The organism is Paracoccus caeni (assembly GCF_016629665.1).
Lineage (GTDB): Bacteria > Pseudomonadota > Alphaproteobacteria > Rhodobacterales > Rhodobacteraceae > Paracoccus > Paracoccus caeni.
Genome location: NZ_JAEPRQ010000003.1, coordinates 451,437 through 464,022, shown reverse-complemented (window position 1 = coordinate 464,022; position 12,586 = coordinate 451,437). Strand labels below are relative to the sequence as shown.

Below are 12,586 nucleotides of genomic sequence, written 5' to 3'. Positions count from 1 at the left end.
CGCAGGCCGTTCGGCAGCGTGGTCAGGCGGATGGCGGGATCGTTGCTCAATTGGTCCTCCGGTCGAGGATCAGCGATTTAAGCGCATCCACGTCGTTTTCAACCCGGGTCACACGCTCGGGCAGGTCGAAGAGGTTCGACATATGCGGCGGCAGGCCGGGGCGGATACCGATGGCGGTTTCGACGGCATCGGGGAATTTCGCCGGATGCGCCGTGGCAAGCGTCACCATCGGCACGCCGGGTTCGATATGTTGGCGCGCGACAGCAACGCCGACGGCGCTGTGCGGGCACAGGATTTCGCCGGTCTCCTGCCGGATCGTGCGGATCATCGCCAGCGTTTCATCTTCGCCGACGCGGCCCGACAGATACTGCTCGCGCAGCGCCTGCAACGCGCCTTGGGAAATGGTGAAGCCGCCTGCTTTCAACTCGTCCATGATCTGGCTGATCGCCGCAGCGTCGCCGCCATAGGCGAGATAGAGGGCGCGTTCGAAGTTCGAGCTGACCTGAATATCCATCGACGGGCTGATCGACGGCTCGACCGTGCCGGTGCGATATTCGCCGGTCGTCAAAGCGCGGTGCAGGATGTCGTTCTGGTTGGTGGCAACGATCAGGCGACGGATCGGCAGGCCCATGGCGCGGGCAATGGAGCCTGCGAAGATGTCGCCGAAATTGCCGGTCGGCACGGTAAAGTCGATCTCACGCGCGGGCGCGCCAAGGCTGGCGGCGGCGGTGAAGTAATAGACGATCTGCGCCACGACCCGCGCCCAGTTGATGCTGTTCACCCCGGCAAGGCCGACCTGATCGCGGAAGGCGTGGTCGTTGAAGAGATCCTTCAGACGCGCCTGACAATCGTCGAAATGGCCGTCCAGCGCGAGGGCGTGGACATTCTGCGCCTCGGGCGTGGTCATCTGGCGGCGCTGCACCTCGGACACGCGGCCATGCGGGAACATGATGAACACGTCCACATTATCGATGCCCTTGAACGCCTCGATCGCCGCTGAGCCGGTATCGCCCGAGGTTGCGCCGACGATGGTGATCCGTTCGCCCGACCGTTTCAGCGCGATCTGGAACAGTTGCGCGATAAGCTGCATCGCGAAGTCTTTGAAGGCCAGCGTCGGCCCGTGGAACAGTTCCAGCAGGTGATGGCCGGGGGCAAGCTGGCGCAGCGGCGCCTTGGCGACATGCTCGATCCGGGCATAGGCGCGGTCGATGGCGCCGCGCAGTTCGGCATCGGTAAAGCTGTCGCCGGTGAAGGGGCGAATGACGCGGAAGGCGACTTCCTCGTAGGACAGGCCGTCAAGCTGCTCGATCCCCGAAAATGCCGGGATGGTTTCGGGCAGATACAGGCCACCGTCGCGGGCAAGGCCCGTCAGCATCGCCTGTTCGAAGTTCAGAACCGGGGCCTGCCCCCGAGTCGAGACGTAACGCATCTGCGATCCTTCAATATTTCCGCTGCCTGATACGCCAGATCAGCGCCACTGTCATCCCCGCCCATGTCGCCGCGATCAGGAACCATTGCACCGCGTAGGACAGGTGATTGTTGGGGATGCCCTCGATGGCGACGGGGATCGGCTCGACGCCCTGCACGTCGCCCTGAACGAAGCTGGCGACGACAAGGATCGGTTCTGTGTCCAGCACCTTGGCCATGGCGGCGACATCGCGGGCGAACCAGATGTTCTCGTCAAGGTTCGGGTCGGGGGTGGAACTGCTTTTCTCGTCCGGCCAGTGCAGGTTGCCGGTAACTTGCAGGCGGACAGGCGGGCGTTCCACATGCCGCATTTCCTGCGGGATGAAGCCGCGATCAAGCAGGATGGTGCGACCGTCATCGGTCACGAAGCCGGACACGACCTGATAACCGCCGCCCTGCTCTTTGGTGCCGGACAGAACGTCGATTTCCTTCCCGGTCGTGGTGCCGCCGACGCTGACAGGCATGTATTTCATCGATGGATCGGTGTGGGCCGGCAAGGGCACGGCGGGGGCGTCGATGCGGGCCTGTATCTCGGCCAGCATGCCTTCCTTCCAGTCCATCCGGCGAAGTTGCCACAGGCCAAGCTGGATCAGGATGGCGCAGCCGACGATGCCGAGGATCAGGGGGAAGATATAGCGGCGCATTGCGGGTCAGCTTTTCGGGTGGTGCCGTTCAGGTCGGACAAAGAAAAACGCGCGGGACATTGGGCCCCGCGCGCTTGTTGTTGTCAGCAGCGGGGCTTAGCTGCCCCAGACATAGATCAGCGCGAACAGGAACAGCCAGATCACGTCAACGAAGTGCCAATACCAGGCGGCAGCCTCGAAGCCGATATGCTGTTCCTGGGTCATCTGACCGCGGGTGAAGCGATACAGGCAGACGGCAAGGAAGATCGTCCCGACGATGACGTGGAAACCGTGGAAGCCGGTCGCCAGATAGAAGGCGCTGGCATAGGCGGTATCGGCCAGACCGAAAGCGGCGTGGCTGTATTCGTAAGCCTGCAGGATCGAGAACAACACGCCCAGAATGATCGCGACGATCAGGCCGTTGATGGTCGTCTTGCGGTCGCCTTCATGCACGAAAGCGTGGTGCGCCCAGGTGACGGCGACGCCCGACAGCAACAGGATCAGCGTGTTGATGAACGGCAGGTGCCAGGGATCGAAGGTGACGATGCCCTCGGGCGGCCAGACGCCGTCTTTGATCGGGCTTTCCGGCCCCATCGGATACATGGCGTTCTTGATGAAGTTCCAGAACCAGGCGACGAAGAACATCGCCTCGGAGATGATGAACAGCAGGAAGCCGTATTGCAGGCCGATCCGCACGACCGGGGTATGATCGCCCGCCTCGCCCTCGCGGACGACATCGACCCACCAGCTGAACATCACGTAAAGCACGGCGACGAAGCCGATCAGGAACAGCCACGGCCCGTTGACCGGGATGAACCACAGGTGAACCTCGCCCGAATGCATCCAGCCGACCGCGCCATACAGCATCAGGAAGGCCGCAATCGCACCGATGAACGGCCAGACCGAGGGTGGCAGGATGTGGTAATCGTGGTTCTTTGCATGCGCCATGGCGGTCCCCGTCGACTCTCGTTCCAGTATCAGTTGACGTTATCGACCCGATCGGCGTCAAGCGCCGCTTGTTTCGGTTCGGTACGATGGAAGGTATAGGACAGCGTGATGTCCCTGATCCAGCTTGCATCCGTGTCGTTCACCAATTCCGGGTCAACATAGAAGCTGACCGGCATCTCGATCCGCTCGCCCGGTTTCAGCGTCTGTTCGGTGAAGCAGAAGCATTCGATCTTGTCGAAATAGAAGCCCGTCACCTCGGGAGCCACGTTGTAGCTGGCCGTTGCGGTGATGATTTCGTCGGAATTGTTGATCGCCTCGTAAAAGGCCAGCCCGTTCTCTCCGATCTTCAGATCCATCCGGGTCTGCATCGGCCGGAAGGTCCAGTCGAGGTTCTTGTCGACATTGGCGTCAAAGCGCACCCGAACGACCTCTTCCAGCGTCACGTCGGATGCCTGTGTCGCGACCTGCGTGGTGCCGCCAAAGCCGGTCACGCGGCAGAACCAGTTGTAGAACGGAACGGCGGCCCAGGACAGCGCGCCCATGGTCAGCACGACGCCGACCAGCATCATCACGGTCCGGGTCTCACGGCTGGTGCGGCGGGTCATTGGCTTGCCTCCCCGGTTGCAGGTGCGGGTGCGGGTTCTTCGACCGGCAGCAGCGAGGTGCGCGGCTGGTGATCGAACGCCTCCATCATGTCGCCCTGCTGAACCTTCACGACGGTCAGCCCGAAAACCAGCGCCACGAACAGCGCCAGCACCACCGCCAGCCCGACATTGCGCGAGCGGCGGCGACCGTGCAGTTCATGTTCGGTTTTCAGGGCCATCACCATCCTCCGATCCAGTGCTGCACCAGAAGCGCAAGGAAATGCAGGAACAGGTAGGACAGCGAGAATTTGAAGACGCGCTTCTCGACCGCATACTGATCTGCGGTCGCTGCATCCTCACCCCGGCGCAGGATGCGCCAGCCGCCAAGGATGAACAGCAGGTTCAGCACAATCGACACGCCAAGATAGATCGGCCCGCCGACCGAGGTCAGCCCCAGCCAGATCGAGAACGGTGCCAGCACCAGCGTATAGGCGAAGATATGGCGACGGGTGGCGGCGCGACCATGGGTCACGGTCAGCATCGGCACGCCCGCCTTGTGGTAGTCTTCCTTCATGAACAGCGCTAGCGCCCAGAAATGCGGCGGCGTCCAGAAGAAGATCAGCGCGAACATCAGCAGCGATTCAATACTGATACCGCCGGTCGCGCAGGCCCAGCCGATCATCGGCGGGAAGGAACCAGCGGCGCCACCGATGACGATGTTCTGCGGCGTCCAGCGCTTCAGCCACATCGTGTAGATGACGGCGTAAAAGAAGATGGTGAAGGCCAGAAATGCCGCCGCGAACCAGTTCGCGGCCAGCCCCAGCATCATCACCGCAATGCCCGATAGCACCAGCCCGATTGCCAGCGCCTCACCGCCCGTCACCCGACCTGCGGGGATCGGACGGCCCTGTGTGCGGCGCATGACGGCGTCGATATCGGCGTCATACCACATGTTCAGCGCACCCGAGGCACCGCCGCCAAGCGCGATGAACAGAACCGAACAGAAGGCGATGAACGGGTGAACATCGACCGGTGCGATGATCAGCCCGACAAAGGCGGTGAACACCACCAGCGACATCACCCGCGGCTTCAGCAGGGCGACATAATCGCCGAACTCTGCCTCGGGGGCGTTGTCATATGCATGAATGTCGGTCATCGCGTTTCGGTCTTGTCTGGCTCTCTGGCTGGCGGTCCGGCGGGCGATCAGTTGGCTTCAGCCAACTCGACCTCCGCCGCCGCAGCGTCAATCGCTGCACTTTCCTGTTCTTCTTCGCCCATGGTGCCGCCCTGTTCGGCGACCCAGGCTGCGTATTTCTCGGGCGTGACGGCCTTCACCACGATGGGCATATAGGCGTGGTTGATACCGCAAAGTTCGCTGCACTGGCCGAAATAGATGCCCTCTTTCTCGACATTGAACCAGGCTTGCGCGATCCGGCCCGGAACGGCGTCCTGTTTGATGGCGAAGGCGGGGATGGTCCAGCTATGGATCACGTCGTTGGCAGTCACCTGCAACAGCACGGTCTGACCAACCGGAACGACCACGGCGGTATCGGTCGCCAGCAGATATTCATCCTCGGCATAGCCATATTCGGCAAGCTGATCCTTGTTCAGCATGATCGAATCAAAGGCGATGCCGTTATCTGGATATTCGTAGGACCAGAACCACTGGTTGCCGATGGCCTTGATCACCACGTCGGGGTCTGACGGCATCTCCTGGCTGCGGAACAGAGCCGGCAGCGAGAAGGCACCGATCACGACGAGAATCAGCACCGGAACCAATGTCCAGACGATCTCGACCGGGGTGTTATGGGTGAAACGGGCCGGGACCGGGTTCACGCGGCTGTTGTAGCGGAAGATCACAATCAGCAGCAGGATACAGACGAACACGGTCACGACCGCGATAATGATCAGCACGAAATGGTCAAGCCATTGCTGATCATGCGCCAGTTCCGTCACCGGCTCCTGAAAGCCGGTCCCGCGCGCATGCGGTTTGCCGATCGTCGGCAGGTCGCCCAGAACGTCCTGCGCCAGAGCCGAGCTGGCTACCATTCCCGCCGTCGCCAGCCCGGAAGCTGCGCCAACTGCACGGCGAATCATCGCTTTTGCCATCATCCCATCCCGTTGCCTTGGTACGACCCGCAGGGCCGCAAGGGCCGCCCGAGGGCCGACCCTTTCCCTTTCACAATGTCCGTTCTATGACCATATCTCGACCCTACGGGCAAGTGATACCTATGCCGGTTTGTGTGATTTCCCTGCCACTGGCGCAGGTTGCACCCACCCCGGCCCCCTGCCGAAGCGTTGCCGCAAAGACGGAGATTTCCTGATGAACCGCGAAAATTTCGACCCGTTCGGCCGCTTGCTGGACCAGGATCGCGCGCTTGTCATCCTGCGTGAAGCAGTGGCAGGTGCCGATGACGGAGAGCTTTTTCTTGAGCGTTCGGTGGGCGAAACGCTGGTCTTCGATGACGGGCGGCTGCGGAATTCCAGCTATACCGCCGATCAAGGTTTTGGCCTGCGCGCGGTGCGGGGCGAGGTCACGGGCTACGCACATTCGACAGAGATATCAGAGCTTTCGCTGAAACGCGCGGCTCAAACGGCGCGATTGGCGGTGGGCGATGCAGGGGGCGCGCTGGCCGATCCCTCGCCCATGACCGTGACCCCGCTCTATCCCGCGATCGACCCTGCCGAGGGGATCGCCTTTGCCACCCGCATCGCGCTTTTGCGCGAGATCGACGATTATGCCCGCGCGTCCGATCCGCGTGTGGTGCAGGTCTCGGTGTCGCTGGCCTCGGCGGTGCAGGAAGTGTTCATTCTTCGGCCCGAGGGCGGGCTGGTCAGCGATATCCGACCAATGGCGCGACTAAATGTCTCGGTCATCGTCGAGAACAACGACCGGCGGGAATCCGGCTCGCATGGCGGCGGCGGGCGTGTCTCGCTGACGGGCCTGATGGACCCGGCGCATTGGAAGCCCGCCGTGGACGAGGCGCTGCGGATCGCGCTGGTCAATCTGCGCTCGGTCGCGGCGCCTGCGGGGGTGATGGATGTGGTGCTTGGCTCGGGCTGGCCGGGGATTTTGCTGCACGAGGCGGTGGGCCACGGGCTTGAGGGCGATTTCAACCGCAAGAAAGCCTCGGCCTTTGCCGGGCTGATGGGGCAGCGCGTTGCAGCCCCCGGCGTGACAGTTGTCGATGACGGCACCATTCCCGACCGTCGCGGCTCGATCAGCGTTGATGACGAAGGCACGCCCCCCGCCCGCAACGTGCTGATCGAGGACGGGATTCTGGTCGGCTACATGCAGGACCGGCAGAATGCGCGGCTGATGGGTGTCGCGCCAACCGGGAACGGCCGCCGCGAAAGTTTCGCCCATGCGCCGATGCCGCGGATGACCAACACCTACATGCCCAGCGGCGATGCCGATCCGGCGGCGATTCTGGCCGATCTGAAGGACGGCATCTACGCCGTGGGCTTTGGCGGCGGTCAGGTGGACATCACCAACGGCAAGTTCGTCTTTTCCTGCACCGAGGCCTATCGGGTGAAAAACGGCATCGTCGGCGATCCGATTCGCGGGGCGACGCTGATCGGCGACGGGGCGACGGCTCTGCAACAGGTCCGCGCCATCGGCAACGACATGCGGCTTGATCCCGGCATCGGCAATTGCGGCAAGCAGGGCCAATGGGTGCCGGTGGGTGTGGGGCAGCCGACGCTGATGATCGGCGGCCTGACCGTGGGCGGATCAGCCGCCTGACGACAAATCTGCGCCTGCTAACGGTTTTTTAATCCCTGCTCCGCTATGGCTGATCGCGGCTGAGACGGAGGATGTAGTGGCAGGTGCAGATCTGATACGGAACTCGCAATCCCCGTGCTCCCTTGGGGACGACGATCTTTCCGTTCTCCGTCTCATCCGCTCGCGCCGCGTCGGTCCTGCGACCTTTCACCGGCTCTTGGCTGAACATGGCAGCGTCGCGGCGGCATTGATGGCTTTGCCGGAGATCGCGGCACAGGCAGGCTTGGCCGAGTATCAGATTTGCCCCGAAGGCGTCGCAGCCGCCGAACTTGCCGCCGGTCGCCGGGCGGGTGCGCGGCTGATCCGCTTCGATTCGCCCGATTACCCCCCCGCCTTGCGCCAGATCGACGGCGCGCCGCCGATCCTGTGGCTGCGCGGCGATCCGGCATTTCTGTCGCTGGCGCCGATTGCGGTGATTGGCGCGCGCAATGCCTCGTCCTTGGGGCTCAGGATGGCGCGTGGGATGGCGGCGGCTCTGGGCGAGGCCGGGCAAACCGTGGTCGCGGGTCTGGCCCGCGGGATCGACACGGCAGCCCATAATGCGGCGCTGCAGACCGGGACCGTTGCGGTGATGGCGGGCGGGATCGATGTGATCTACCCGTCCGAGAATATCGTTCTGGCCGCCCAGATCGCCGAACGAGGCGCGCTGGTGTCCGAGCAGCCGCCGGGCACCGAACCGCAAGCGCGGCATTTCCCGACGCGAAACCGCATCATTTCGGGGCTTTCGCAGGCGGTGGTGGTGATCGAGGCCGCGCATCGCTCTGGCTCGCTGATCACGGCGCGTAACGCGCTGGATCAGGGGCGAGAGGTGATGGCGGTGCCGGGTCATCCGATGGATGCCCGCGCGGCGGGCTGCAACATGCTGATCCGCGACGGCGCCTTGCTGGTCCGCAGCGCGGCAGATGTGGTGGCGGCCTTGCAGGCAGATTTGCCCGCCGGGCCCGAGGCCCCCTCCCCGCCAGAATCACCCCGTGCGCTACCCTCGCCCGATGGTGGCGAAATCGAGTCGCTTATCCTTGCCCGGCTAAGCCCCAGCCCGACCGAAGAGAACGACCTGATCCGCGATCTTGCGCTTCCGACTCAGCATGCCAGTGCTGCCATCCTGTCGCTTGAATTGCAGGGGCGGCTGACCCGGATGCCGGGCGGCAGGCTGGCGCTGGCCTGACCGCGCAGCCCGCTTTCGCCGATCACGATCATGTCCGGGTGACAGAACGCCCCGTTGACAGGAACCGCTGACGCACCCATGTTGCCGAGCCATTGTCAGGTGCCTTGAGGTTATAATGCCCGTTGTCGTCGTCGAATCCCCCGCAAAGGCCAAAACCATCGAGAAATATCTCGGCGGGGGATACCGGGTGCTTGCCTCTTTCGGCCATGTCCGCGACCTGCCACCCAAGGACGGCAGCGTCGATCCCGAACATGATTTCGATATGAAATGGGAGGTCGCTTCCGACAGCAAGAAGCACCTGAAGGCGATCAAGGACGCGCTGAAGGACGATCAGAACCTGATCCTCGCCACCGACCCCGATCGCGAAGGCGAGGCGATTTCGTGGCATTTGCTGGAAGCCCTGTCACCCTCGTTGAAAAAGGGCAGCGCGGTCAGCCGCGTGACCTTCAACGCCATCACCAAGAACGCCGTGACCGAGGCGATGGCGCAGCCACGCGAGATCGATCAGGCGCTGGTCGATGCCTATCTGGCCCGCCGCGCGCTGGATTATCTGGTCGGCTTCAACCTGTCGCCGGTCCTGTGGCGCAAGCTGCCGGGCGCGAAATCCGCTGGCCGCGTGCAGTCGGTCTGCCTGCGGCTGATCGTTGATCGCGAAATGGAGATCGAGGCGTTCAAGGCCCGCGAATACTGGTCGGTCCATGCCCGGCTGGCGACGCCGCAGGGCGATGAATATGACGCGCAACTGGTCTCGCTCGCCGGATCGAAGCTGGAACGCTTCGACCTACCCGATGCCGAAAAAGCCGCGATGGCGGTCAGCGCGGTGGCAAGCCGTGACCTGAAAGTCAGCAGCGTCGCGGCCAAGCCTGCCAGCCGCAATCCGTGGCCGCCCTTCATGACCTCGACCTTGCAGCAGGAAGCCAGCCGCAAGCTGGGCATGGGCGCGAAAGCCTGCATGTCGGCGGCACAGCGGCTGTATGAGGCCGGGCTGATCACCTATATGCGGACCGACGGCATCGACATGGCCCCCGAGGCGGTGCATGCCGCCCGCGACGCGATCAAGGCGCGGTTCGGCGAAAATTATGTGCCGAAAAGCCCGCGCATGTACAAGAACAAGGCCAAGAACGCGCAGGAAGCCCACGAATGTATCCGCCCGACCGACATGATGCTGTCGCCCGACAAGCTGCGGGTCAGCGCGGATGATCAACGCAAGCTCTATGATCTGATCTGGAAGCGCACCATTGCCAGCCAGATGGAAGCCGCCCGGATGGAGCGGACGACGGTGGAAATCGAAAGCCCCGATCATCAGGTCGGCCTGCGCGCCACGGGTCAGGTGATGCTGTTCGATGGTTTCCTGCGCGTCTATGACCAAGGCCGCGATGACGATGACGGCGAAGACAGCGCCCGCCTGCCCGCGATCAGCGAAGGCGAGGCGGCAAAGCTGGTTGCCAAGGCTTTCGATACTGAATTCGCCAAGGCCAGCGAAAAGGACGACCCCCTGCCCGATGCGCATGCCGGTCAGCGCGCGGCACCCGGCCTGTTGGTGAACGAGGCTGCTTCGACCGCAGCGCGTCAGCATTTCACGCAACCGCCGCCCCGCTATACCGAAGCCACTTTGGTCAAGCGGATGGAAGAGCTGGGCATTGGCCGCCCCTCGACCTATGCCAGCATCGTCACGACGATTCAGGACCGCGAATATGTCGCGAAGGACAAGAACCGCCTGATCCCCGAGGATAAAGGCCGTCTGGTCACCGCCTTTCTGGTCAAATATTTCCCGCGCTATGTCAGCTATGACTTCACCGCCGATCTTGAGAACGAGCTGGACGAAATCAGCGCCGGCGATCTTGTCTGGCGCGAGGTTCTGGGGCGGTTCTGGAAAGATTTTTCGAAGGCGCTGGAAGGCACATCGGAACTGCGCATCAGCGAGGTTTTGGACGCGATTGACGAGGCTCTGGCCCCGCATCTTTACCCGGCGCGGGCCGATGGCGGCGATCCGCGTGAATGCCCGCTGTGCCATAAGGGACGGCTGAACCTGAAAACCGCCCGGTCCGGCGGCGCGTTCATCGGCTGCTCGAACTATCCCGAATGCCGCTATACCCGCCCGCTATCCGCGCCCGATGGCGAGGAAGCCGTGGGCGACCGCATTCTGGGCGATGATAACGGCGACCAGATCAGCCTGAAGGTCGGGCGTTTCGGCCCCTATGTTCAGCGCGGCGAGGCCACCGAGGAACAGCCGAAGCCGCCCCGCTCTTCGCTGCCGAAAGGCTGGGACGCGGCATCGCTGGATCTGGATCGGGCGGTGCAGTTGCTGTCGCTGCCGCGCCCCGTCGGTCCTCACCCCGAGGATGGGGTGCTGATCGAGGCAGGGCTTGGCCGTTTTGGTCCCTATGTGAAGCACGGTTCGAAATACGCCAATGTTGCGGATATCGAAGAGGTGTTCACCATCGGCATGAACCGCGCGGTCGAGGTTCTGGCGGCGAAGCAAAGCCGGGGACGCGGCGCGGTAGCGGCTCCATTGAAGGAACTGGGCGACCACCCGGATGGCGGCGCGATTCAGGTGATGAACGGGCGCTATGGTCCCTATGTCAAATGGGAAAAGGTCAACGCCACCCTGCCCCGTGACATGACGCCCGAGGATATTACCGTCGAACAGGCGCTGGAACTGATCGCGGCCAAAGCTGCGAAACCGCCGAAGAAGGGCACGAAGAAAGCCAGCACCAAGGCTGCGACGGCGAAAAAGCCTGCCGCCAAGAAGACTGCGGCGAAGAAACCTGCCGCCAAAAAGGCGACTTCAAAGAAAGTCGCCGAGTAAACCGTCAGTCAGCGGGCGCGGCGGGATCAACCCTCGCCACGTCCGCGGCGGCATCAAATGCCCCGCAGCGTTGCACATTCACCGCGTCATTCGCGGCGCTTTGCTGGTTGATATGAACCGGGCTTGCCTTTGTCGCGTTCCACGCCAAATGCTGAAACCAACGGGTCCGGGCGGCCCATGACAGCGAGGAATGGATGAGCGGACTTCTGGCACTTCTGGACGATGTGGCGGCAATCTCGAAAGTGGCGGCGGCGTCGATCGACGATGTTGCCGGTCAGGCGGCGAAGGCAGGGGCCAAGGCGGCGGGGGCGGTGATCGACGATGCCGCCGTCACACCGAAATATGTGCAGGGCTTCGATGCCAGCCGCGAATTGCCGATCGTCTGGAAGATTGCCAAGGGCTCGATGTTCAACAAGATGGTGATCCTGCTGCCAGCCGCACTGCTGCTGTCGGTCTTTGCGCCATGGGCCATCGCGCCGCTGTTGATGATCGGCGGCGCCTATCTGTGTTACGAAGGCGCCGAGAAGGTCGCCCATGCCTTCGGGCAGAACGACACCCATGACAGCGAAAAGCACATTCACCCGGAAGGCGATGGCGCGGCGCTGGAGGAACAGCGGGTGGCCGGTGCGATCAAGACCGATTTCATCCTGTCGGCCGAGATCATGGCGATTGCGCTGTCCACCATCCCGCCAGAGGATACTTTGTGGATGAAGGCGCTGATCCTTGCCGTTGTCGGCATCGGCATCACCGTCGCCGTCTATGGCTTCGTCGCGCTGGTCGTGAAGGCCGATGATGTGGGCATCAGCCTGTCGCAGCGCGCGAATGCCGCGACCGCCGCGCTTGGGCGCGGGATCGTCAAATTCACCCCCGGCTTCATGAAGGTGCTGACCGTGGTCGGCACCGCCGCGATGATCTGGGTTGGCGGGCAAATCATCCTGCACGGGCTGGCCGAGATGGGATTCAGCGCTCCCTATGACTGGATTCACCACATGGCCGAGGCCGCCGCACAGGCATTTCCGCAGGCCGCGGGGATCGCCGCTTGGGCCGTCACCGTCTTCTTCGACGGCATTTTCGGTCTGATACTTGGCCTGATCCTGATCCCCGTGATCAAGCATCTGATCAACCCGGCGTTGCAGGCGACGGTGATTCCCCTGATCTCGCGCCTCAGGAACGCCTTCGGCGGCGCATGATTCGGTTTCGGTGCGC

11 protein-coding genes are annotated in these 12,586 nt (G+C 63.2%); 4 read left to right on the top strand and 7 right to left on the bottom strand.

The features are described from left to right. Positions 1-46: 46 nt before the first annotated feature. From thrC to coxB, 7 genes are all read right to left on the bottom strand, one after another. The gene (thrC, locus tag JJJ17_RS11760; protein ID WP_200686584.1) at positions 47-1,429 is read right to left on the bottom strand and encodes a threonine synthase; all 1,383 of its coding nucleotides are present in this window, start codon (positions 1,427-1,429) and stop codon (positions 47-49) included. A gap of 10 nt (positions 1,430-1,439) precedes the next feature. Beyond that, positions 1,440-2,111 carry an SURF1 family protein gene (locus JJJ17_RS11755; RefSeq protein ID WP_200686582.1) on the bottom strand — a complete coding sequence of 224 codons (672 nt, stop codon included), beginning with the start codon at positions 2,109-2,111 and terminating at the stop codon, positions 1,440-1,442. A 96-nt stretch (positions 2,112-2,207) separates the two neighbouring features. Next, positions 2,208-3,038: a cytochrome c oxidase subunit 3 gene (locus JJJ17_RS11750; protein WP_200686580.1), complete on the bottom strand. Its 831-nt coding sequence runs from the start codon at positions 3,036-3,038 to the stop codon at positions 2,208-2,210. Between the two features lie 29 nt (positions 3,039-3,067). Next, entirely contained in the window at positions 3,068-3,643 is a 576-nt protein-coding gene (locus tag JJJ17_RS11745; protein ID WP_200686578.1) for a cytochrome c oxidase assembly protein, read from the bottom strand. Continuing rightward, on the bottom strand, positions 3,640-3,861 hold the full coding sequence (locus tag JJJ17_RS11740) for a hypothetical protein (RefSeq protein ID WP_200686576.1): 222 nt from the start codon (positions 3,859-3,861) through the stop codon (positions 3,640-3,642). Before JJJ17_RS11740 ends, JJJ17_RS11745 begins: the two co-directional genes overlap by 4 nt. Further along, positions 3,861-4,778, bottom strand: coding sequence for a heme o synthase (gene cyoE / locus JJJ17_RS11735; RefSeq protein ID WP_200686574.1), 918 nt, complete (start codon positions 4,776-4,778; stop codon positions 3,861-3,863). The genes JJJ17_RS11740 and cyoE overlap by 1 nt, the downstream gene beginning before the upstream one ends. Positions 4,779-4,825: 47 nt before the next feature. Continuing rightward, positions 4,826-5,734 (bottom strand): cytochrome c oxidase subunit II, encoded by a 909-nt coding sequence (gene coxB / locus JJJ17_RS11730; protein WP_200686572.1) that lies wholly within the window; start codon positions 5,732-5,734, stop codon positions 4,826-4,828. Between the two features lie 211 nt (positions 5,735-5,945). Between coxB and tldD the strand changes: the two genes are divergently transcribed. The 4 genes from tldD (at position 5,946) to JJJ17_RS11710 (ending at position 12,570) form a co-directional block, all read left to right on the top strand. After that, the gene (tldD, locus tag JJJ17_RS11725) at positions 5,946-7,367 is read left to right on the top strand and encodes a metalloprotease TldD (protein WP_200686570.1); all 1,422 of its coding nucleotides are present in this window, start codon (positions 5,946-5,948) and stop codon (positions 7,365-7,367) included. A gap of 91 nt (positions 7,368-7,458) precedes the next feature. Further along, entirely contained in the window at positions 7,459-8,571 is a 1,113-nt protein-coding gene (gene dprA, locus JJJ17_RS11720) for a DNA-processing protein DprA (protein WP_456152412.1), read from the top strand. Between the two features lie 115 nt (positions 8,572-8,686). After that, entirely contained in the window at positions 8,687-11,380 is a 2,694-nt protein-coding gene (topA, locus tag JJJ17_RS11715; RefSeq protein WP_200686566.1) for a type I DNA topoisomerase, read from the top strand. Between the two features lie 194 nt (positions 11,381-11,574). Continuing rightward, the gene (locus JJJ17_RS11710) at positions 11,575-12,570 is read left to right on the top strand and encodes a DUF808 domain-containing protein (protein ID WP_200686564.1); all 996 of its coding nucleotides are present in this window, start codon (positions 11,575-11,577) and stop codon (positions 12,568-12,570) included. The last annotated feature ends 16 nt before the right edge of the window (positions 12,571-12,586 follow it).

Excerpts from the sequence above, each read along its gene's own strand:
- thrC (WP_200686584.1), bottom strand. The coding sequence starts at position 1,429 with ATGCGTTACGTCTCGACTCGGGGGCAGGCCCCGGTTCTGAACTTCGAA.
- JJJ17_RS11755 (WP_200686582.1), bottom strand. The coding sequence starts at position 2,111 with ATGCGCCGCTATATCTTCCCCCTGATCCTCGGCATCGTCGGCTGCGCC.
- JJJ17_RS11750 (WP_200686580.1), bottom strand. The coding sequence starts at position 3,038 with ATGGCGCATGCAAAGAACCACGATTACCACATCCTGCCACCCTCGGTC.
- JJJ17_RS11745 (WP_200686578.1), bottom strand. The coding sequence starts at position 3,643 with ATGACCCGCCGCACCAGCCGTGAGACCCGGACCGTGATGATGCTGGTC.
- JJJ17_RS11740 (WP_200686576.1), bottom strand. The coding sequence starts at position 3,861 with ATGGCCCTGAAAACCGAACATGAACTGCACGGTCGCCGCCGCTCGCGC.
- cyoE (WP_200686574.1), bottom strand. The coding sequence starts at position 4,778 with ATGACCGACATTCATGCATATGACAACGCCCCCGAGGCAGAGTTCGGC.
- coxB (WP_200686572.1), bottom strand. The coding sequence starts at position 5,734 with ATGATGGCAAAAGCGATGATTCGCCGTGCAGTTGGCGCAGCTTCCGGG.
- tldD (WP_200686570.1), top strand. The coding sequence starts at position 5,946 with ATGAACCGCGAAAATTTCGACCCGTTCGGCCGCTTGCTGGACCAGGAT.
- topA (WP_200686566.1), top strand. The coding sequence starts at position 8,687 with ATGCCCGTTGTCGTCGTCGAATCCCCCGCAAAGGCCAAAACCATCGAG.
- JJJ17_RS11710 (WP_200686564.1), top strand. The coding sequence starts at position 11,575 with ATGAGCGGACTTCTGGCACTTCTGGACGATGTGGCGGCAATCTCGAAA.